Origin of the sequence: Nocardia grenadensis, assembly GCF_050942415.1 — a bacterium.
Taxonomy (GTDB): domain Bacteria; phylum Actinomycetota; class Actinomycetes; order Mycobacteriales; family Mycobacteriaceae; genus Nocardia; species Nocardia grenadensis.
In genome coordinates, this window is sequence record NZ_CP192054.1 from 3,894,940 (window position 1) to 3,916,052 (window position 21,113).

Genomic DNA, 21,113 nt, shown 5'->3' on the forward strand with positions numbered 1-21,113 from the left:
TCACCGCTGATCAACCGGCCGTCCGACGACTCCCGCACAACGAGACCACAGCCCTGTTGTGCTGTGCGTCACTCTAGCCTGTGCCGACGTGGCGGATTTTCCCTCCGTTTCACGAACGCTCTCTGGAGGAATTCCATGACGACATTCCCTGACCCGGTAGCCCCGGCCGGTCCGGCTCCCACATCCGGACGCTTCGCCAGGAAACGTTCCACGGGGACGATCATCACCATTCTGGTACTCGTCGAGATAATCAGCGCATTCGAATCGTCGATGGTCTTCGCCGCGATCCCGACACTCATCCGGGATTTCGGCAGTGATGCCGGTACGGTCGGCTGGACGGTCACCGCGTTCCTTCTGGTGGCGGCGGCCGCGGCGGCCGTATGCGGTCGTCTCGGTGATATGTACGGTCGCGAGCGGGTTCTCGTCGTGATCCTCGCGGCCACGGTGGTCGGTTCCCTGATCAGCGCGCTCGGCGACAGTATCGGCGCCATCATCCTCGGCCGCGCCGTCCAGGGCTTGGCCGGCGCTATCCTCCCCCTGTGTGTCGGGCTGGCCCGTGAACATCTGCCGAAGACGAAGATTCCGGTTGCCGTGGCCGTCATCTCCGGAACGGCTATCGCCGCGGGCGCCGCCGCGGCCTATATAGCCGGCCTGATGATCGACTACGCCAGCTGGCATATGATCTTCGTCGTCGCGGCGGTGTACGCCGCCTGCATGCTCGCCCTGGTGCTGTTCGTGCTGCCCTGGCGGCCCCCCACCGGGGCGACGCAGAAGATCGATTATCTGGGCGCCCTGGTCTTCGCACCGGCCATCGCGGCAATCCTGCTGGGTATCAACAAGGTCAGCGCTTGGGGCTGGACCGACGGCAAAACCCTCGGCCTGATCCTCGGCGGACTTGTCGCCCTGCTGCTGTGGGTACGCTGGGAACTCCGGGTGGCGGATCCGATCGTCGATGTCCGGATACTCACCGATCGCCCCCTCGCCTTGACGATGCTCGCCACCGTGACGCTGGCCGCGGGCCCCTTCGGTATCGGCAATATGGTCAACGCGCTGATCCTGCAATCCCCGCAGGACGCACCGTTCGGCATCGGTATGTCACCCTCCGACGCCGGTCTACTGACCTTCGCCGGCGCGATGTTCGGTTTCGCCTTCACCCCGCTCAGCGGCCGACTCACCCGCACCGTGGGATCCCGGATATCGCTGCTGATCGGCGGCCTGATCTATGCGGCGGGTTGCGTACTCACCTACTTCTCCCACCATTCGATGCTGGGGATGTTCGTTGTGCTGGTGTGTGTCTCGGTCGGGGCCTCGTTCGCGTACACCGCCCTGCAGAACCTCATCGTCGAGACCGTGGCCGTGGAGAACACCAGTGAAGTCGCGGGGCTCAATGCCGTCGTTCGCACCGCCGGACAGGGCATCGGCACCTCCGTCGCCGGTGCGGTGCTGGCGGCGACCGCCGTCGCCGGGGTCAACACCGCGTTCGGTCTCGACGCGGTCGTCACGATCATGCTCGTCGGCACGGTACTCACCGTCGCTCTCTCGCTACTGATCCGACGCGGCACCGTCTACACCACCTCCACCGGGACATAACCGATCCGGCGTCGCGCCCGGGGCCGTGTCACAGCGGCTCGGCCCCGGGCCGCCGGCTCGTCGAGGTGTGGACCGGCAGTGGCCCTTTCCACCCGGTCGGCGGAAAGGGCCACTGCGGATTCGGCCGAGGCTGAACGGGGCTCCGTACAGGGGGTTTTCGAATAGTGGTCGCCGATGATCTCGACCACCGTGTAGGACCGGCCGCCGAAGTGGTTGCGATCACCCGCGCACGCCTCTCGTCCGGGCTCCACCGATGGACCGCGATCCCGGCCATCGAGACCACGATGCCGGAATGCCCGAGGCGACGGCGAATATGAGCGGATCGGTTCCTGACACCGTCTACTAGAGGAGCGCTGTGAAACTGCAGAACAAGGTCGCGATCGTCACCGGCGGAGCCGGCGGGATCGGCCGCGCGATCACCACCGTGTTCATCCGACAGGGAGCGAATGTCCTCTTCGCCGATATCGACCGGGACCGCGGTGCCGCGCTCGAGGCCGAACTCGGCGCGCGGTCACGGTTCCTGCCCATCGATATTTCGCAGCCCACCGCCGCGGCCGCGATCCGCGATGCCGCGATCTCCGCTTTCGGTGCTGTCGACATCCTGATCAACAATGCGCACGCGTCCCGGCAGGCCCTGCTGGTGGACACCACAGCCGAAATGTTCGACCTGTCGTTTCGTACCGGCTTCTTCCCTACCGTGCAGCTCATGCAGGCCTGCTACGAGGAGTTGAAGAAGTCGAGAGGTGTGGTCGTCAACTTCGCTTCCGGATCGGGGCTCGACGGGATGCCGAAGCAGACCTCGTATGTGGCGGCCAAGGAGGCGATCCGCGGCGTGAGCCGGGTCGCGGCCAACGAATGGGCGCCCGACGGTATCCGGGTGAACGTGGTCTGCCCCTTCGCCGCGACCGAAGGAGTGACTGCCTGGGCCGCGCAACATCCGGATCAGGCGGCCGCGGCCGTATCGAAAGTACCGCTGGCACGAATCGGGGACCCCGAAAACGATATCGCCCCGATCGTCGTCTTCCTGGCCTCGGAAGAGTCCCGGTACATGACCGGACAGACCGTGATGGCCGACGGTGGCATGATCCAGCTGCGCTGACCGGGCGGCCGGCCCCGCACGGACCGGGGTCAGACGAGATTGTCTTCCACCGGTAGCCCCAGTGCGCCCCGGCCGTACAGGGCGAGAGCGCGTTCGGGCTCGTTGGCGACGTGCGCACTACCGGCGTGCGCGTCCCGCCAGGCCCGCTCGATCGGGTTCCCGCGGTGCAGTGAATTGCCCCCGGCCGTCTTGAACAGGAGATCGATTGCCTCCAGGCTGCGTTCGCCGGCCCGCACCTGATCGCGGCGTGACCGCAGGCGCATCCACGTCGGCAGCTCCGCACCGGCGCGGGCCAGGTCCCACAGATCGCCGAGGTTGCGCTCCAGCTGGAGGGTGGCCGCATCGACCTCCGACGCGGCTCGGGCCACAGCCACCTGGGCGAACGGGTCTTCGGCGAAATGGCCACCGCCGAGGCTGAGCCGTACTCGTTCCCGCATCTCGCCCAGATACGATTCGTAGCAGCCGGCGACAATACCCACGATCGGGACCGTGACGGCGTAGGTGAAGATCGTGGCGAACGGCAACCGATAGAGCGGACCCGTGTTGACCTTCTGACCCGGTCCGCTCAGCTGGGCGGTCTCGTAGTTGCGCACGACCCGATGCTCCGGAACGAACGCTCTGTCCACCGTGATCGCATTGCTCGCCGTACCGCGCATTCCCACCACGTCCCAGACATCCCGAATGCTGTAGTCCCGCTCCGGAACCAGTGCGGTCATGAAGTCGACCGGCCGGCCTTCGGCTCCGAAGAGCAACCCCCCGAGCAACGCCCACGACGGGTGGTCGCAACCCGACGAGAACTTCCAGTGGCCGGTGAGCTCGTACCCGCCGTCCACCGCCACCAGCTGCCCCGTCGGCGCGTACGCCGAGGACACCGGCACCGAGCTGTCGGCACCCCAGACCTCGTCCTGGGCACGCTGGTCGAACAGCGCCAGATGCCACAGATGCGCACCCAGCACCGCCGTCAACCATCCGGTGGAACCACACGCCCCGGAGACTTCGCGCACGATCCGGTAGAACTCCACCGGATCGCCCTCGGCCCCGCCGTAGCGTCCGGGCTGCAACATCGCCAGGACACCCGTGCTCCGCAATTCATCGATGGTCCGGCGGGGGACGTGTCCCGATTCGTCGACCTGCCGCGCCCGCGCGGCGAACACCGGTAACAGCTCGCGCACCGCGTGCCGGACATGATCGGTCATCGGGAACTCCTGAGGATTCGGCCGGTCGCGGCGATGGTATGTGGAGGTGCCCGCCGGGATGCCCGGCCAGGTCTCGTCCAGCGGGACCCGGCAGGTCGGTACCGCGGTCCGGTCATCATCTCCGCGAAGAGTCCGGACGAACCGGGGGGCGATCGGCGGTCCGGAGTCCGCGGTAGGCGCCGCGCGCCCTAGAGCCACTGTCCGGATTGAACCGCCAACAAGCGGTCGAGCGCCTCGGCGGACCAGCTGGTTTCCGGCTGTGGCACAGGTTTACGGCCGCGGCGTGGCGCACCGGATTCGGGATACAGGGTCCGCGACACCTCCCGGGCCGCGTGGGCGACCAGTGGGGCGACCCGCTCGAGCTGTGCGGTGCCGGCGTCACCGCACAGCGAGATGCCGGCCGCGGGGCCGTCGAGCCCGCGGACCGCCACACCGACACATGAGATGCCGCGCACCGATTCACCGCGTTCGAACGCCACACCGTTGCGCTGACGGATTCGATCGAGTTCCTGATGCAGGGTCACCAGATCGGCGATGGTGCGTTCGGTGCACCGGTTCAACCGACGCCGATAGAGGGCGTCGACATTTTCCGGGTCCATCCAGGCCAGCATCGATTTACCACCCGCAGTGGAGTAGGCCGGGCCACGGCCACCCACCCGCGACGGGAGAGAAGCCGCGAACCGGCCGCCGACCTTGTCCAGGTAGACGGTCTCGCCACCGTCGAGCACCGAGAGATGCACCACCATCGCGGTACGCATATGCAGCTCGTGTAGCAGCGGCGCGGCGGCGGCACGGACCTGGGCATGGCCGCCGTTGCCGCCACCGAGTCCGAGTGCCCGCCGTCCCAGCCGGTATCCGAACGAGGTGTGTTCGACCCAGTGCGAGCGGACGAGTTGATCGAGGATCCGGTGCACGGTCGAGCGCGGCAGCAGGGTCCGGGATACGACTTCTTCGAGTGGCAAGCGCGCCGTAGGGCTGTCGAACGCGTCGAGGATCAGCGTCATACGTTCCACCATCGACGGCGGCAGATCATGCCGCGGATTCTGTATCGGAGACACCGAACCCGTATCAACGATCGTCATCGAGCCTCCAACCAACCCGGCCTCTGCGTTGAGCAGGCAGAAAAACTGAAATGAATTCTAATTATAGCGGCGACTCAGGCCACCGGAAAGATCCACATGGGCGCGGGCCCTGGACGCTACACCCGGCGACTCACCTAGGGTTGGTCGATGGCTGATCGTTCGGTGGATGCGGCGAAGCGCGACCAAAGCGCCTCGCCGCCGACCACGCGCGTGATCGACATCATGGATTTCCTGGTGCGGCACCGGGGTGTGCAGCCGGGCCTGTCCGAAGTGGCGCGGCGCTGCGGGATCAGCAAGCCGACCTGCCTGGGGATTCTCACCGAACTCACCGCTCGCGGCTACCTCCGCTGCGACCCCGACACGAAGACCTATCGGCTGGGTCCGGCGATGGTCACCGCGGGCCGGGCGGCGCAACGCGATTTCGCGCCGGAGCCGGCGGTGTCCGAGCGGCTGGCGTCGCTCAGCCGCCGGTTCGACGCCCTGTGCGTCGCCTCGAGTCGAGTGGGCGACGAATTCATGGTGCTCGAGGTCGCGGCACCGCCGGGGCCGCGTCCACCCGTCGACGTGGGACAGATCTTCCCGGTCGCCCTGCCGACCGCCCTGATGTACTTGCTGTGGCAATCCGACGAAGCACTCGAACAGCTGGTACGGGCGGAGCATACGTGGATGGCCGGGGTCGACCTCGGCGATCTCCGGCGCATGGCGGTCGAATGCCACACCGTCGGGTACCTCGTCGAGCGCCTGTCACCCACACTCGAACGGGTCTACCGGATACTGGGAAGCACCACTGCCCGTGACCTCTCCCCCGATCTGCGCGGCCTGATCACCGAACTATTGGCGGGCATGGGACGCCGCCGTGTACTGCTGCACGACGAATTGCAGGCCGGCGGCGCGGATTCGACTCATCGGGTCGGGGTCATCGCGGCACCCACCTTCGACAGGTCGGGCGATCAAGAGTTACTGCTGGTCATCAATCTGCAGACCGATCTCACGGTAGCCGAGATCACCGAACGCGGGTCCGCTCTGAAAGCCGCGGCAGACACGCTCACCATCGAACTCGGCGGCCGCAACCCCCACGGGTAGACCTCATCGCCGCAGCCGAATCATCAATCGCGGAACATGCGGTGGTTCGCCGGACCGCCGCCGCGGACGGCCGACGGGCTCTCGTCGCGCAGCCCTCTCGCCCGACCGGCACCGGGCGACAACCGACCTCCCGCAGTGGAACGCACCGTCCGCAGGGCGATCGACGATCGGAGGTTGACCGGCGCACTCGACCGCTGTACCGTGACCGCCAACACAATCTACCGACGCGGTCGAATATTCGACCGGGATCCGATGCCGGAAAGCGTGGTCGGATGTTGGACGGTTTCACCGATCGCACCGGTTCGACCGCCGACGGCGCGAATCGCCGCGCGGCAGCTGCCCGGACCAGCGGCTGCCCAACGATCTCGGTACCGCACCCCGCCGGCCGGTACGGACAGGTCCGAATCCACCCGGTGATCCCGTCCCGAGGACACGATCACCCGCCGAGGACGGCCCAGGTCCCGGCGCTTATCCCGTCAGGATTCCGATTCCGGAGGTCAATCTTGTTCATTCACTGCTCGATCCCGCGGCTGTCCACAGCGACCGTCGTAGTCGTCAGCGCGGTGCTGATCATCGTCGCCGGCGGCGGAGTCGGCGTCGCCCCGGCCGGCCCTCCGGTTCCCGGCGGGACGCTGCTCGGCGCCCGACCACTGACCACCGTGGCGGCGCTACCGAGTGCCGCGAGAACGGATCTGATCACCTACACCTCCCACGACGCGCACGGCCGGCCGATCGTCGTGACGGGTACCGTCGCCGTACCCCGGTCGGCCCCGCCCGCCGACGGATGGCCGGTGATCAGTTGGGCGCACGGAACAACGGGGTATGCCGATCCCTGCGCGCCCTCACGGGATACCGACACCGGTCCGGCCCACGACTACATCGGTCCGGTGACCCAGGTTCTCGACACCTGGATCCAGCGTGGATACGTCGTTGTCCAAACCGACTACCAGGGCCTGGGAACCCCCGGCGGACATCCGTACATCAACGGGGTCAGCGAAGCGAACACTGTGACCGATATCGTGCAGGCGGCTCGCTCGCTCAACGGTTCGATCGGCACGGACTGGGTCGCCGCCGGGCACAGCCAGGGCGGCCAGGCCGCGCTGTTCACCGCCCAGTACGCCGCGGCCCGGCAACCGGAGCTCTCGCTGAAAGGTGCCGTCGCCATCGCGCCGGGTGGTATCGGCCTCAGCCGGATGGTCGAATTCGTCGACAGCGGCCGGCCCGGCGCCACGGCCGCCGCGGCATTCCTGCCGCTCATCGTGCTGGGCGCGCACGTCGCCCAACCGGCTATCGACCCGGACAAGCTGTTCACACCGGCCGCCCGGCCGATGCTGCACGCGGCGCGCACCGGTTGTGTGGCGCAGATCCGCGAAGTTCCGCCGATACCGGCCACCGAGATCTTCGCACCCGATGCCGACTTCGGCCCCCTGACCCGGTATCTGGAAGAACAAGACCCGTCGGTCACCGTTCCCGAGGTGCCGGTGCTGATCGCCCAGGGCAGCGCGGACACGCTGGTGACCGAGCCGAGTACGGACGCACTCGTCGACGCGCTGTGCGGCAAGGGGACGACGGTCGACTACCGGGTCTACGACGGCCAGGACCACCGCGCGACTGTCCCCGGCTCACTGGCCGACGCGCAGCGGTTCGCGGCCGCGGCGCTTTCGGGAGAGCCCGCCACCGACATCTGTGCGGCCGGATGATCGCAGAGTCCACTTCGACCACCGGTCCCGGCGGATATCCGGGAAACGGTCTCCATGCCGGACCGGCGTTCGCACCGGCCGTCCGTGCTCACGGGCAGGCGGAACTCCGTCGGCAGCTACCCCGGGTGCCGCGTACACGGAAAGGCGCCGACGGCGAGCGCCCGGAACATCGCATCGGTTCGTCGACTAAATTGTGAGCGGCGCGGATTCGGGAAACTCCACCGGCAGTGCGGTCAGCGCACGCTGGAAAGGCCCGGGGCGCCAGGTGAGTTCCTCGGCCGGCACGGCGAGGCGCAGTTCGGGCAGAGCGTCGAGCAGCTGATCGATGGCCTCCTGCGCCACCAGGTAGGCCACCTCTTTCGCCGGGCACATATGCGCTCCGATACTCCAGGCGAGATGGGCACGGTTGTCGGTATACACCCCGGTATCGATGGCCGGATCATTGTTGCACGCGGCGAGGCTGATCATCACCGGCTGATGGGCAGGCAGCCAGACGCCGTCGATCAGCACCGGCTGCCGGGGGAAGGAGACCGCGTAATTCGCCACCGGCGGGTCGGTGAACAGCACCTCGTCCACGGCGTCCCGGGTCGACAGGCTCCCGCCGAGGATGCCGCCCGCGAAACGCTCATCGGTGAGAATCAGCCGCAGCGAATTGACGATCAGGTTCTGCAGCGGTTCGATTCCCGCTCCGAAGAAGCTGTAAACGTTGTGCAGCATCTCCTCGTCGTCGAGGTTCGCCGAGTCGTGCACCATCCGGGTGACGATGTCCTGACCGGGTTCGGACTTCTTGAGGCCCACCAGATCGGCCATGGCCTGTTCCAGCATGGCGTTGCCTTCGGCGGCGGCCGCTGTCGATCCCTCGATCATTGTCGCCATTCCGGCCGCCGCGCGTTGACTGATTTCGGCCGGACAGCCCAGTATGTCGTTGAGGAGCGCGAAGGTCAGCGGGAACGCGTACTGCTCGATGAGTTCCGCCGAACCGGTGGTGCAGAAGGCGTTGATGAGCGGCACGGCGATCTTTTCCACTCGGCTGTGCAGCGAGTAGAGATCGACCCCGTTCACCCCGGCGACGGTTGCCTGCCGGTAACGGGCGTGCACGGAGCCGGAGTTACGGACTGCCGACGGGCGCCATTCCAGTAGGGGGAGCACGGGGCAATCGCGCGGGATATCTCGCTGCCAGATACGGGAATCCGCCGGGAAGTGCTCAGGATCGTTGAGGATGCGCACAGCAGTGTGATAGCCGACCACGAGTGTCGCCGGGACGCCGGGAGCCAACTCGACCGGCACCAACGCACCGTATCGGCGGCGCATTTCGCGATAGGCGCGGTGCGGCTCCTGGGCGATCTCCTCGGCGTAGAACGGAACCCGAGGCCCGTCAGTGCTCTGTGGTGATCCGTGGACGAGTGGAAGTGTGGCGGACTGAGCATCGGGCGTCGGTGAAAACAACTGTGTCACTCCATATGGGCGGGCGGATGTGGCGCCCGGAAGCACCTCTGCCGACGCCACCGGAACGCCCGAGGCGAGACTACTCGAGGAAGACGCCCGATCCGAACCGACCGCCCGGCATTGATCACCGCCGTATTCGATCTGCAACGCACGGTTTCGTCTTCGCCCGCAGGTGATTCCACAGGTATGCCGCACGTACTCCGGCGACTTACCGGCCACCGCCGTGGAGATCCATGCATTCCTCTCCGGATCGGTCGATTCGACCGTGAATACTGGGAGTTGCGTGGTGTCGATCGGCGGCCCATGAGCGATGGTCGGCGCCGCCGGATCATGCACCATACCGTGGCACAGGAGGCCTGTTTTATCACCGCCACCCGGGCATCGGATCACGGTGAGTCGCCGACCGGGTGGCTCTCGTACCTTTGCGCACGGTATTCGAGCCATCCAGCCGGTAGCGAGATCATCCCTATCCACCGGATCATCCGTATTCAGCGGGGTTCCAGGAACGGGTCGGCCTGTTGGTGAAGATGAACCGCAATGCCTTGATCATGATGTCACCTCCTTCCCGGGGCTCGGTCGGGCGCGGACGGGGTGTGCGGGGATACGCCGCAGGGTGAACGGCCTGGGGATCGCGGCGTTGGTCACGATCGGGCGGGTGTCACCGCCGCCGATAACGCGCAGACAGGCGTTCTCGGTGAGTATGGTGGCCGCATCGGTGACCAGATCGTGGGCGACCGCGGCGCCGGCGCAGGTGAAGGGGCCGGAACTGAAGGGTACGAAGGGGCCGTGGCCGTCCGGTCGAATCCAGCGGTCCGGTTGGAAGGTCTCCGGTCCGGCCCAGTGCTCTCTGTCGTGGTGGAGCAGGTAGGGGCTGACGGACAGCAGGTCGCCGGCCCGGAAGGCCATCCCCCCGAACTCGGCGGGATACGGGACAGAACGGCTGACCATCCAGGAGACCGGCCGGTGCCGCAGCGCCTCACGGACCACCCGGTCGACGGGCCAGGGCCATGGTGAACCGGGAGACTCGAGACTGCCCAGCAGCACCGACCACGCGAGCGAGTAGCCCAGCGGTCCCACAATGGACCGGTACATCAGCACATACAGCTCCGCCATCGTTGATTCGACGACCCCGCCGGGGCAGGCACCGATCACGGCATCCAGCAGATCCCGTGGTTCGGCCGCCACCGTACGACCGGTGGCGCTGCGCCGGTCCCGGATCTGCTCCTGCAACGGTGTGGACAACTGGGCGCGCAGCAGCTGCGCCCGCGCCCGCCGCGCCATTCGAGCCGGGCGAAGCGCACCGACGCGTGCGTTTCGCTCCAATAACCGCCGCAGTTCGGGTGAACCGTCGGGGTGCAGCAATACGTCCGCAGTGCAGCGATACACCAGCTCGACCCCCGCCGCGGGCCACCGGGTGACGGAGGGCATATCGACCACCGCCGCCGCCAGGGACTCGCGGAACTCGGGCGTATACGTCCGCAGCATGGCGCGCGCCGCGCGGCCGAAATCGATCTGAGCAGATCGCGAAGGCAGCATGGAACCGAAGAACCCGGACATCCCCCCATTGAATGCGCGGTCACGCAGCTCCGTCAGTGCCAGCCCCGTATCGCCGACACACCACCCACCCCACGGCAGCCCGAACACCTCCATCGGGCTGGTCCGGCGCAGATTTTCGAGGAAAACCAACGGGTCACGCCGGAACCGGCGCATCTCTGCAAAACCCATCGAACGGTCCTCTCATAGAGAGGGTGAGCGATTCCTCGGATGTTCTCGCGCCGGATTTCTGCACCGGCTGTGCGTACGAACGCAGATCAAGCACGGTCGCGAATATTTTACAAGCGGGGGCCTGCGGAGGTCGACCGCGTGGCGGGTACTCCGGCCCCGGGGATCGGCCACGGTGCCGACAATCATCTTCGACCGCCGGCGGCCGGTCCCGATGCGCCGGGACACACGCATGAGCCCCGAGTGATCGTTGAGCGTTAACCGGTGCCGGGCCGATCCGCCTCGGCGGAGCTTTCCGTTGCCAGACGCGCGTACATGAACATATCGCGGCGTCGTTCGCCGACCTTCTGCCACGACCTGAGGAGCCCTTCACATACGAAACCGGCTCGCTCCGCAGTGCGGATCGATGCGCGGTTCCAGGGTTCGACATAGAGCTGGAGCCGTGGGATGTGCAGTTCCTCCAGCGCCCAGGTAGCCACTGCCGTCAGCGCATGCGCGGCGACGCCGTGCCCACGGGCAGAGCGCACCACCCAGTAGCCGAGCGAGGCACGGCCTTCGTCGATGTCCTTCAACCACAGGCCGATACTTCCCAGTGGTGCGTCGTCTCGCCGCCGCACGATCACCATCGGATAGCCGGTTCGATCGGCCGCTCGCCGCCACTGACGTTCGACAAACCGCGTTGCGGCCTCGCGTGAGAAGGTCGCCGACGTGTTCAGCGGAATCAGATCGTCGGCAGACGCTTCCCGAACGAGCTCGAGGTCTGCCGCGGACAACGACCACGGACGCAGTTCCACATCCGCGGTGGCTCTCGGACGCGGTACCTGCGGGAGATCTTCTATGGCCGGCCTCCCCAGCATATGCCCAGGATATCGGCCCGATCTCACCCTTACCAGTGGTACTCGAGCCAACAGGTTCGGCTGCCCTGGACCGCTACGAGCGCGGCGGCGCGTTCACCCGGAGTCGACCGCCATCCCGACAGCGAATCCCGACTCGCAATGGAAGGCGCCCCGAGACGGTCGGCGAGCATGCACCAAGGGAATGCCCGGCCGGCTCACCGGCGCCGCGGCGAGGACTGCCCCCCGAGTTCGGTCGACTCGGAACGATCAGTAGCCCTTCGCCGCGCGGTTGGTCGCTGCCCGGCGTTCGGCTTCCTTGGCCTGGACCCGTTCCTCCTCGGCGCGCACGACGGCATAGCTTTCGCGTTCGCGGATCAGCCACTCCGGCGGATCCGCGAGGAACGCGGCGATCTCGTCGGCGGTGAGCGCGTCGGACACTCCGGCCCGGGTCAGGCCACTGTTGGAGACACCGAGCTTACGGGCCACGATATCGCGCGGGAACGGTCCGGTACGGCGCAGCTCGGCGAGCCACTGCGGCGGGTTCGCCCGGAGCTCGTCCAGCTCATTTCGGGAAATCGGGTGGTTCCGGAACTCTTCGGGAGCCGCCGGCAGATAGATGCCGAGCTTGTTCGCCGCGGTCAGCGGCTTCATCATCTGCGATTTCTGGTCCGGGCTCACCGCAACAGCGTATCGGGCCGCCGAGGCGGTCCGGACTTCGCGGTGCCATACGCTTGCCGGTATGAGCCGGTTCCCCTCGATCGATGTGCAGCGGCTGCGCTGGTTCGCCGCAGTCGCGGAGGAACTGCACTTCGCACGCGCCGCGAAGGCATTGCACATCTCGCGCCAGAAACTCAGCCACACGGTCATCGACCTGGAGACCGAGCTCGGTACGAAGCTGTTCGTGCCCGGCGCCCAGCCGACCCGGCTGACCGACGCGGGACGGGAGTTACTGCGGGAGGCGCGCGACATCATCGCTCGTACCGAGAACGAGACCGGCACCACGGCGGTCGCGGCTCCCGCCACGCTGCGGATCGGGTTCGTGCCCGGTGTCACCGTCACCAAGTGGGAGCGGATATGGGGCCGGCGGTTCCCGGATACCCCGCTCGAGCTGGTCGCCCTCGCCCAGGCCGACCAGGAGTCGGCGCTGCGCGAGGGCCGCGTCGATATGTGCTTCGCCCGCTTGCCGATCGAGCGTGACGGCATGCACGCGATCCCGCTCTACCGTGAGTTGCCCGTCGTCGTGGTATCCAAGGACAACGAGATCTCACTATTCGAGGAGGTCGGCATGGCCGATCTCGCGGGCGAGCGCCTACAGGACGCCGGCGATATCGACGCCGTCAAAGCCACCATCGAACTCGTCGCCGCCGGAGTCGGGGTCGCCATCGTGCCCCATTCGATCGCCCGCCTGCACCACCGGCGCGACATCGTCTACCGCACCGTGACCGATACCGACGACACCGAAATCGCCCTGGTCTGGCCGTCGACCCGGACCACCGACCTGGTCGAGGAGTTCATCGGCGTGGTGCGCGGCCGTTCCGAACACAGCTCCCGATCCCCCGCCGGGAAGGGCACCGAACCAGAACCGCGCAAGCCGCAATCCGCGGGGAAACGACCGCGTCCCGCGCGGAAACCGATCCCCTCGAGGAAGAAGCCGGCGCGGGGGCGTAAACGCTAGTCACTCGACTCCGCAGACCGGATAACCCCTCGAGCCATCCGGACAATCGGCACCGCGGCGGGGACGGTTGGGCATTGCGCAGGCAGTCCGTTGAATCCCGCGCCTCCGCGAAAGCCCGAGCCGGCCGCCGCTCGCGGCCCGGCGGTATCCACGCCTCCCCGGCGAGGAGCATCCGGGGGCCTGGCACAGCTCGCGTTCGACGGGAGGCCGGGTTCTCGGAGGCGGGCGTGGCGTGGCGTTCGATCAACGACGCGATGGTGGTCGCGATCAGGTAGTGGCCGGCGGCGCGGCCGTGACATCCGGACCGCGGCCGATGTCCGACGCCGGGCTCCCGGTCCTGATCGGCCGCGGGTCAGCCCGTACCGATTCGGATGTTCTTCACCCGCATGAACTCGTGGAGGCCGTCGAGACCACCGGTGCGGCCGGAGCCGCTGTGTTTGTAGACTCGGCGCCCCACGCCATAGTCGGCTTGCATGGCTCTGACCGGCGGGTATACGCGCCACTAAGGTTAGGTTTACTTGTGCTAGCGTGCATCTGCTCCCTCGACACAGGTTGTGCATGTCGGCCCACCGTGATCGCTCGAGGCGACACCTGTACCCGACAGACAGAAAGCTGTGGCGAACGTGAAGATTTCTGTGGGCCGGATCGGCCTCGTGGCCGGTATCGCCGTACTGGCGAGCGCGCTCGTCGCCTGCGGGCAATCCGAGCAGGTCGGCGATGCCGGAGCCGTCACCAGCGGAGAGGGCGGTACCACCTACCCCCTGGTTCTCGACAACTGCGGCACAACGGTCACCGTGGACGCGGCGCCGCAGCGGGTCGTCTCGCTGGATCAGGGCTCGACCGAGATCCTGCTGTCGCTCGGTCTCGGAGACCGCGTGGTGGGAACCGCATCGTGGACGGATCCCGTCCGCGAGAATCTGGCGGCGGCGAACGAAACGGTTCCCCGGCTCGCCGACAACGCCCCGACCTACGAGGTCGTCCTGGGTGCCGACCCCGACTTCGTCACCGCGTCGTTCGGCCGGCACTTCAAACGGGGTGGCGTCGCGGAGCGCGCCCGGTTCGCCGAGACCGGGATCGAATCGTATCTGTCCCCGACCGATTGTGAGAAAGGCGTGAGCATCAACGGTGGCGGGAAACGCACCACACCGCTGACGATGGACGCGCTGTACCAGGAAATCGGTGAGCTCGCCGCCATCTTCGATGTGAACGAGCGGGGCGCGCGACTCATCGACGAACTGCGGGGCCGCGAGACGGCGGCCCTCGCCGGGATCGAGAAGTCGGATGTGTCGATGGCCTTCTGGTTCGCCGATACCAAGAGCCCGTACGTAGCCGGCGGCCTGGGTTCGGCGAACCTGCTCGCCAGCACGGTCGGTGCCACCAATGTGTTCACGGACCTGACCGACGACTGGCCCGCCGTGGGCTGGGAGACCATCGTGGAGCGCAATCCGGATGTCCTCGTTCTCGGCGACCTCCTGCGCAACCGGTTCCCCGGCGATCTGCTGGCCGACAAGATCGCCTTCCTCGAATCCGATCCGGTCACGCGGAATCTGGACGCCGTCCGCAACAAGCGGTACATCGCACTGCACGGCGCGGAGATGAACCCGTCCATCCGCTCCGTCGACGGGCTCGAAAAGGTGGCCGCCGGCCTGGACGACCTGCGGGTGCCCAACTGACCGCCACCCGCGACCGCGCCGACACCACCGCCCCCGGACCGATCCGGGGGCGGCAGTGGGTCGCCGGGTCGCTGATCGTGACCGGCGGGCTCGTCGCGCTCGCCCTGTCGGTTCTCGTCGCCGCCACACTGGGTCCGGCGGACATCTCGTCGGTGAACGTCCGTGACGTCCTGCTCAATCATCTCGGCCTCGCCGACATTCCGGTACGGCCGGCGAAGAACGCGATCGTATGGGAGGAACGGCTCCCGCGGACGCTGGTGGCGGCCGCGTGCGGCGCCGGGCTCGGAATCTGCGGCGCGATTATGCAGTCGCTGTTGCGCAACCCCCTCGCGGACCCCTTCGTCCTGGGCATTTCGTCGGGCGCGTCGACCGGTGCGGTGATCGTCGGGGTTCTCGGTGTCGGCGGCGCCGCCCTCGGTCTGTCCGGCGGTGCGTTCATCGGGGCACTGGTCGCGTTCGGGCTGGTGCTCCTGCTCGCCCGCCTCGCCGGCGGTAGCAACGACCGCGTCATCCTCGCGGGTGTCGCCAGTACCCAGTTGTTCTCGGCGTTGACCTCGTTCGTCATCTTCGCGTTCGCGGACTCCGACGAGACCCGCGGCGTGATGTTCTGGTTGCTGGGATCGCTCGAGGGCGTCCGCTGGGACGACGTCCGCCTGTGCGCGGTGGTGGTGCTCCTCGGGACGGCGGTGTGCCTGTACTCCACGCATACCCTGGATGCCTTCGCCTTCGGTGACGATGTCGCGGCCTCGCTCGGTATCTCCGTCGGGAAGATCCGGCTCATGCTCCTGGTGGTCACCGCGATCATCACCGCGACCCTGGTCAGCGTCGCCGGGGCGATCGGGTTCGTCGGGCTCGTACTCCCACACGCGGCGCGCTTCCTGCTGGGACCGCGGCACAGCCGGTTGATTCCCGCGACGGCCCTGCTGGGAGCGGTGTTCATGGTGTGGGTGGACGCCGTCTCCCGTGTCGCCTTCGCGCCCACTCCGCTGCCGGTGGGCGTCGGGACCGCGCTGGTGGGTGTTCCCGCGTTCATCGTCATCCTGTCGCGCAGGAGGAGGAAACAGTGACACTGCACGCGGACGCCGTCACCTGGAACCGTGGTGGTGCGCTCGTCGTCGACGGAGTCACGGTGACGATGGCGCCGGGTGCGACCCTGGGTCTGCTCGGTCCGAACGGGTCCGGGAAGTCGTCACTACTGCATCTGCTCAACGGTGTCGTGCGCCCGACCACGGGTGTCGTGACCCTCGACGGCAACGACCTGTCCACCATGCGACGCAAGGAGGTCGCGCGCGCGGTGGCCGTGGTGAGCCAGCACGCCGACACCGACCTCGACATCACCGTCGGCGACGTCGTGCGCCTGGGGCGCATCCCACACCGCACCACGTTCGGCGGGAACCCGTCCGCCGACGAGGCCGCGGTGGCGGCCGCGCTCGAGCATACCGGCCTCACCGCGAAAGCCGACCGGCTCTGGCACCGACTCTCCGGCGGCGAGAAACAACGTGTCCAGATCGCCCGGGCCCTGGCCCAGGAGCCGCGTGAGCTGCTGCTGGACGAGCCGACCAATCACCTGGACATCCATCACCAGTTGGAGTTGCTGGCACTCGTCACCCGGCTGCCGGTCACCAGTGTGATCGCCCTGCACGACCTCAATCTCGCCGCCATGTTCTGCGACGCGGTGATCGTCTTGAAGGAAGGCCGGGTCGTCGCCGGCGGAAAACCCGCCGAGGTCCTGACCTCCGATCTGATCGCCCAGGTGTACAACGTCCGTGCCGAAGTCCTCGTCGACGAGTCGAAGGGGCGGCTGTCGATCCTGTTCGAACCCGGTCCCGTTGCCGTCCCCGCGCGCTGACGACCGGCAGGCCTCGGCGGTGCCGGATACGACAGCACGTCCCCGGCGGCCGCGCCACCACCGTTGGTCGCTGCTGACCGGCCTGGCGGACGCGACTCCGACGGTCCGGCTGCTCGTCCTCACCCAGCTCGCGTTCAATATCGGCTTCTTCATGGTGTTGCCGTACCTGTCGGTGCACTTGACGGAGGATCTCGGCCTGCGGGCGGCGTTCGTCGGCGTGGTGCTCGGGCTCCGCACGTTCTCCCAGCAGGGCTTGTTCTTCATCGGCGGCTCGCTCGCGGACCGGTGGGGTGTGAAGCCGGTGGTCCTCGCCGGGTGTGTGTGCCGGATCCTCGGCTTCGCCGGGTTGGCCTTCGCCGCGTCGGTGCCCGCAATCGTAGTGGCGACCATCCTGACCGGGTTCGCCGGCGCGCTGTTCTCGCCGGCGGTCGAGTCCGCCCTCGCCACTGCCGCCGGAAGCGACGAGAACGGCGGCAGGTCCCGCACGGATGCTTTCGCGCTGTTCACCGTATGCGGTCAGATCGGCACCTTCGCCGGTCCGCTGCTCGGATCGTTGCTGCTGGTGGTCGACTTCTCCGCCGCGTGCCTGGTCGCGGCCGGTCTCTTCGTCGCGATCCTCCTCTTCCATCTCCGCCGGCTCCCGGCCCATCCCGGCGCCCACGCCGCCGACGGGTGGCTCGACGGCTGGCGGGAAGTGGTCGCGAACAAGCGCTTTCTCCTCTTCGCGGTAGCGATGAGCTCCCAGCTGGTGGCATACAACCAGCTGTATCTGCTGCTCCCCCTGGAGATCGATCGCGCATGGGGTTCACAGGCCCCGCTGGGCTGGTACTTCGCTCTGACGTCGGTATTCGTCGTCCTCGCCCAGCTGCCCATCACGCGACGGCTGCGCACCGCCACGGCCCTGCCGGCGGGCCTGACCGTGATGGCGGGCGCATTCGTCGTGATGGCTCTCCTCGCGCCGGCCCGGCTCCACGGCCTGCCCGCACTGATTCCCGCCGCCGTGTTCACCCTCCTCCTGGCCCTCGGGCAGATGATCGCCATGCCCGTCGCCCGAGATCTGGTGCCGCGACTCGCCGCCGAACGCCGCCTCGGGTCGTACTACGGACTCCTCGCTTCGATCGGCGGACTCGGCGTATTGGTCGGCTCGGTACTCATCGGAGCCCTGATCGACGTGATGCCGACCGGCACCGGCTGGGGGCTCGCCGCGCCGTGGTGCGCGGTCGCCGTGACCCTCGCCGGCAGTGCTCTCGTCCTGGTGCTGCAGCTGCGCTCACGTGGTTCGGCATCGGCAGGTCTGTCCCGCGGTGCCGAATAGCATCGCGGTCGAAAAGAGTGGGTCGTGGACCGGAAACCAGACGGCTGGTCCCCTCGGCATCGTGGGAACTCGCCGAGGAGGCGACGAAGAGCAGCGCGGCGGCGGTGAAGCCGAGCCACTGTTGCCACGGCGGTAGGAAACCGGTCGACGACCGCGCACTGCCGCACGGGCTGCGCTTGCCGCGTCCACGCCACCCGGAAAGAACACCGATTGAACCCGTGAACGCCGGGTATGTCGCAGATATCCACCAAAACCGAACAGTCGGAGGTAGATATCGTGGCCGAGAAGCAGACTGGCCCCCGGGAAGGACTGGAAGGCGTCGTCGAAGGCGTGAAGGGCAAGGCCAAAGAAGTAGGCGGTACCCTCCTCGACAACAAGGACCTGCGTGACGAGGGCATCGCCCAGCAGGATAAGGCCGATGCGCAGCGTGAGGTCGCGGAGAAGGAAGCCGAAGCCGAGAAGGCGCGCTCCGAGGCCGACGTACAGGAAGCACGGCAGCGGTCGCATCAGGGACGATAGCGATTTCGGCGGCGGTGTCCCGAACGCCTTCCGCGGGGCGCGCGGATACCGCTCACTCGACGGCGGCCGCCCGGACAAGTCCGGGTGGCCGCCGTTGTCCTGTCGTCACAGCGATTCCGGACCGCCGACTCGCTTCCGCTCGAGCCAGCGGTCAGGGATGTGGGTGGGCCGAGAACAGCTGCCACATCCGGTTCAGCACCTCGGTGCGTCGCGTACCCGTCGGCCAGGCATGACTACCGCCGTTGTAGACACGCCACAGGACCTGGGTACCGGACGCGCAGTCCCAGCGCTTCGAATCCTTGACATCGGTTCCGCCGTCGGGTTGCTCGTTCTGGCAGGGGCGGTTTTCCCAGCTCCAGTACACGACATGGCTGTAGGCGATGGGTTCGACCACCGTGGTGTCGTTCGCCGAGGCGAACACTCCCCAGGAGACCGCCCGAGCCGGGTCACAGCCCGTGGGTGGGGGCGCGGGCGCATAGACCGCGCCCGAAGCGAAAAGACCAGGATCAGTACAGGCGACGCGGGAGGCCATCTGTCCACCGTTGGAATGGCCCGACAGATGGATACGTTTCGGGTTCACGCAGTATTTCGCGCGCACATCGGCCACCACCTTCTGGATATGGGTGATGTCGTAGGCGCCCGCACCTGCGTCCCAGCCCCAGCCCGGGCTCTCCGGTTTGCTACCGCGCGGATAGACCACGATGGCCTTCTGCTGGTCGGCGATCGCATTCCAGCCCGATGCGGTGGCGATGTTCTCCGGGGTGCTGTATCCACCGTGGACGACGACCACGAGCGGCGCGCCACCGGCGGAGATGCCGGAGGGCACGTGTACCAGGTAGTACCGGCCGTCCAAGCCGTCGACCTTCAGGTTGCCACCGGTCGGGGTGGTGGAACACGCGACGGCGGTACCGCCCGGGTCTTCGGGAAACTCTTCGGCGGCGGCGGAACCCGTTGCGTGTACCACGAGTGACAGGGCCGCGCAGGACGCGGCGAAGAGCGCGCCCAGACGTTTCGAAAGGGAGAACGCCACGGAAACTCCTTGTGTGCGAACGTACTTCCTGCTCGCAGACTACTCAGGAGGCCATGGATTTGTGCAGAATCGGCCGGTTCGAGCCCAGCGGCCGCACACCGGGGATCCGGACGGGCAAGGACGCGACGAGCCCGCTCCGGTCACGCGAGCGGCAGCCGGCCCACCGGCCCCAGCGACTCCGTCGAGAAGGTCCGGCCCGGTCGGGGCCGGACCTCCGTAGCCGCTCAGCGGCGGACGCGGCGCCAGCTCCAGGACCTGCCTCCGGCCCCGGCACGCGCACCCGTACCGAATCCCGCGAGATGTAGGGCGATCAGCAACAGGCCGATGGTGACCAGAGTGCCGCCGGTGACGGAGTCACCGAGGCTGGCATTCGTCAGATCGAAAAGGAGCGCGAGACCGAACGCGACGGCGGCGGCGATGGCGAGCATGAGAACCTCCTGATGTTCTACCGGAACCGGCGACACCCGAACGGGTTGGTCGAGTTCCTATGTCGCACATACCCGCAAAACGCCTCGGCACACGGTGGCCGCCGGAATCGCCGGCGCCTCCTACTACGCGGTGGAATCGTCCACCCCGAAACGGGCGGCCAGGTCGTCCCGCTGCCGCCGGACGAATTCCGCGTCCACCACCGTTCCGTGCCCGGGCACGTACATCGCGTCCGCACCACCCAGCTCGAGCAACCGGTCGAGTGCGTCGGGCCACCGCGACCCCACGGCGTCGGGGCCGGCCTGCGGCTCCCCCGACTCCTCGACGAGATCACCGCAGAACACCACGGTGGGGTCGCCGGGCACCACGATGGCGAGATCGTGCCCGGTATGCCCGGGGCCGATACGGACCAGCAGAATTTCGCGACCGGCACCGCGCCGCAGCGCGGTCACCTCCCGCACGTATTCGCCGGGACGGACGAGTGCGTCGGCGGCCGCCCGGGCGGCTGCCGTGTCGAGCCCGTTGTCCACGGCATCGGCATACAACTCCGCTCGTCCGTCCCGGTACAGCGCCTGCGCACCGTCCGCCGCGAAGATCGGCACGGGCCCGAACGCCGCCGCGCCGAAGACATGGTCGAAGTGACAATGGGTGAGCGCGATACCGGTGACCTCCCGCCCGGCCAGCCGCTGTGCCCGGTCCCGCACCCGGGCGCCTTCCTCGGGACTCGACCCGGTATCGATCACGAATGCGACCTCCTCCCCAACGATCAACCCGGCCGTGCAGTCCCATACCGGCAGCCGGCAGCGGCCTACTCCCTCGGCGAGCCGCTCCCACCCCAACTCTTCCCACGTCACCGTCATACCGAAACGCTA

The 21,113-nt window shown here is 67.7% G+C and carries 19 protein-coding genes; 10 read left to right on the forward strand and 9 right to left on the reverse strand.

Annotation, left to right across the window (positions count from 1 at the left end):
* Positions 1–135 precede the first annotated feature (135 nt).
* Both ACQPYS_RS17730 and ACQPYS_RS17735 read left to right on the forward strand, forming a co-directional pair.
* A complete protein-coding gene (locus ACQPYS_RS17730; RefSeq protein WP_433490226.1) occupies positions 136–1,590 on the forward strand; it encodes an MFS transporter in 1,455 nt (484 codons plus the stop codon).
* Between the two features lie 355 nt (positions 1,591–1,945).
* The gene (locus ACQPYS_RS17735) at positions 1,946–2,689 is read left to right on the forward strand and encodes an SDR family NAD(P)-dependent oxidoreductase (protein WP_431937663.1); all 744 of its coding nucleotides are present in this window, start codon (positions 1,946–1,948) and stop codon (positions 2,687–2,689) included.
* A 29-nt stretch (positions 2,690–2,718) separates the two neighbouring features.
* Here ACQPYS_RS17735 and hsaA read toward each other — a convergent pair whose 3' ends face one another.
* Both hsaA and ACQPYS_RS17745 read right to left on the reverse strand, forming a co-directional pair.
* Positions 2,719–3,885 (reverse strand): 3-hydroxy-9,10-secoandrosta-1,3,5(10)-triene-9,17-dione monooxygenase oxygenase subunit, encoded by a 1,167-nt coding sequence (gene hsaA, locus ACQPYS_RS17740; protein ID WP_433490227.1) that lies wholly within the window; start codon positions 3,883–3,885, stop codon positions 2,719–2,721.
* Between the two features lie 188 nt (positions 3,886–4,073).
* Entirely contained in the window at positions 4,074–4,967 is an 894-nt protein-coding gene (locus tag ACQPYS_RS17745; protein WP_433490228.1) for an IclR family transcriptional regulator, read from the reverse strand.
* A 147-nt stretch (positions 4,968–5,114) separates the two neighbouring features.
* On the opposite strand from ACQPYS_RS17745, the gene ACQPYS_RS17750 reads away from it, so the two are divergent.
* Together ACQPYS_RS17750 and ACQPYS_RS17755 are read left to right on the forward strand one after the other, a co-directional pair.
* On the forward strand, positions 5,115–6,050 hold the full coding sequence (locus ACQPYS_RS17750; protein WP_063035088.1) for a helix-turn-helix domain-containing protein: 936 nt from the start codon (positions 5,115–5,117) through the stop codon (positions 6,048–6,050).
* 521 nt (positions 6,051–6,571) lie between these two features.
* Positions 6,572–7,750 (forward strand): alpha/beta hydrolase family protein, encoded by a 1,179-nt coding sequence (locus ACQPYS_RS17755; RefSeq protein WP_433493069.1) that lies wholly within the window; start codon positions 6,572–6,574, stop codon positions 7,748–7,750.
* Positions 7,751–7,936: 186 nt separating this feature from the next.
* Here the strand turns inward: ACQPYS_RS17755 and ACQPYS_RS17760 are convergent, their stop codons facing one another.
* The 4 genes from ACQPYS_RS17760 to ACQPYS_RS17775 form a co-directional block, all read right to left on the reverse strand.
* Complete coding sequence (locus ACQPYS_RS17760) at positions 7,937–9,037, reverse strand: cytochrome P450 (RefSeq protein ID WP_433490229.1); 1,101 nt, start codon at positions 9,035–9,037, stop codon at positions 7,937–7,939.
* Positions 9,038–9,742: 705 nt separating this feature from the next.
* Positions 9,743–10,921, reverse strand: a complete 1,179-nt coding sequence (locus ACQPYS_RS17765; protein ID WP_433490230.1) for a cytochrome P450 — start codon at positions 10,919–10,921, stop codon at positions 9,743–9,745.
* Between the two features lie 254 nt (positions 10,922–11,175).
* Positions 11,176–11,712, reverse strand: coding sequence for a GNAT family N-acetyltransferase (locus tag ACQPYS_RS17770; RefSeq protein WP_433490231.1), 537 nt, complete (start codon positions 11,710–11,712; stop codon positions 11,176–11,178).
* Between the two features lie 309 nt (positions 11,713–12,021).
* Positions 12,022–12,432: a DUF5997 family protein gene (locus ACQPYS_RS17775; protein ID WP_063035091.1), complete on the reverse strand. Its 411-nt coding sequence runs from the start codon at positions 12,430–12,432 to the stop codon at positions 12,022–12,024.
* Positions 12,433–12,493: 61 nt separating this feature from the next.
* Here ACQPYS_RS17775 and ACQPYS_RS17780 point away from each other — a divergent pair, with 61 nt between their 5' ends.
* From ACQPYS_RS17780 to mbp1, 6 genes are all read left to right on the forward strand, one after another.
* A complete protein-coding gene (locus ACQPYS_RS17780; protein WP_433490232.1) occupies positions 12,494–13,429 on the forward strand; it encodes a LysR family transcriptional regulator in 936 nt (311 codons plus the stop codon).
* Between the two features lie 623 nt (positions 13,430–14,052).
* Complete coding sequence (locus ACQPYS_RS17785) at positions 14,053–15,102, forward strand: ABC transporter substrate-binding protein (RefSeq protein ID WP_433490233.1); 1,050 nt, start codon at positions 14,053–14,055, stop codon at positions 15,100–15,102.
* A 77-nt stretch (positions 15,103–15,179) separates the two neighbouring features.
* Positions 15,180–16,169, forward strand: coding sequence for a FecCD family ABC transporter permease (locus ACQPYS_RS17790; RefSeq protein WP_433490234.1), 990 nt, complete (start codon positions 15,180–15,182; stop codon positions 16,167–16,169).
* Positions 16,166–16,951 carry an ABC transporter ATP-binding protein gene (locus ACQPYS_RS17795; protein WP_433490235.1) on the forward strand — a complete coding sequence of 262 codons (786 nt, stop codon included), beginning with the start codon at positions 16,166–16,168 and terminating at the stop codon, positions 16,949–16,951. Before ACQPYS_RS17790 ends, ACQPYS_RS17795 begins: the two co-directional genes overlap by 4 nt.
* A gap of 19 nt (positions 16,952–16,970) precedes the next feature.
* A complete protein-coding gene (locus ACQPYS_RS17800) occupies positions 16,971–18,266 on the forward strand; it encodes an MDR family MFS transporter (RefSeq protein ID WP_433490236.1) in 1,296 nt (431 codons plus the stop codon).
* A gap of 276 nt (positions 18,267–18,542) precedes the next feature.
* Entirely contained in the window at positions 18,543–18,785 is a 243-nt protein-coding gene (mbp1, locus tag ACQPYS_RS17805; RefSeq protein WP_433493070.1) for a microaggregate-binding protein 1, read from the forward strand.
* Between the two features lie 151 nt (positions 18,786–18,936).
* On the opposite strand, the gene ACQPYS_RS17810 is transcribed toward mbp1, so the two are convergent.
* The 3 genes from ACQPYS_RS17810 to ACQPYS_RS17820 form a co-directional block, all read right to left on the reverse strand.
* A complete protein-coding gene (locus ACQPYS_RS17810; protein WP_431937655.1) occupies positions 18,937–19,815 on the reverse strand; it encodes an alpha/beta hydrolase family esterase in 879 nt (292 codons plus the stop codon).
* A gap of 224 nt (positions 19,816–20,039) precedes the next feature.
* The gene (locus ACQPYS_RS17815; RefSeq protein ID WP_431937654.1) at positions 20,040–20,243 is read right to left on the reverse strand and encodes a hypothetical protein; all 204 of its coding nucleotides are present in this window, start codon (positions 20,241–20,243) and stop codon (positions 20,040–20,042) included.
* 123 nt (positions 20,244–20,366) lie between these two features.
* Positions 20,367–21,101: an MBL fold metallo-hydrolase gene (locus tag ACQPYS_RS17820; protein ID WP_433490237.1), complete on the reverse strand. Its 735-nt coding sequence runs from the start codon at positions 21,099–21,101 to the stop codon at positions 20,367–20,369.
* Positions 21,102–21,113 lie beyond the last annotated feature (12 nt).

Bases quoted from the DNA above. Each gene is read 5' to 3' on its own strand.
- ACQPYS_RS17765 (WP_433490230.1), bottom strand. From the start codon at position 10,921: ATGGGTTTTGCAGAGATGCGCCGGTTCCGGCGTGACCCGTTGGTTTTC.
- ACQPYS_RS17780 (WP_433490232.1), top strand. From the start codon at position 12,494: ATGAGCCGGTTCCCCTCGATCGATGTGCAGCGGCTGCGCTGGTTCGCC.
- ACQPYS_RS17815 (WP_431937654.1), bottom strand. From the start codon at position 20,243: ATGCTCGCCATCGCCGCCGCCGTCGCGTTCGGTCTCGCGCTCCTTTTC.
- ACQPYS_RS17750 (WP_063035088.1), top strand. From the start codon at position 5,115: ATGGCTGATCGTTCGGTGGATGCGGCGAAGCGCGACCAAAGCGCCTCG.
- ACQPYS_RS17820 (WP_433490237.1), bottom strand. From the start codon at position 21,101: ATGACGGTGACGTGGGAAGAGTTGGGGTGGGAGCGGCTCGCCGAGGGA.
- ACQPYS_RS17730 (WP_433490226.1), top strand. From the start codon at position 136: ATGACGACATTCCCTGACCCGGTAGCCCCGGCCGGTCCGGCTCCCACA.
- hsaA (WP_433490227.1), bottom strand. From the start codon at position 3,885: ATGACCGATCATGTCCGGCACGCGGTGCGCGAGCTGTTACCGGTGTTC.
- ACQPYS_RS17745 (WP_433490228.1), bottom strand. From the start codon at position 4,967: ATGACGATCGTTGATACGGGTTCGGTGTCTCCGATACAGAATCCGCGG.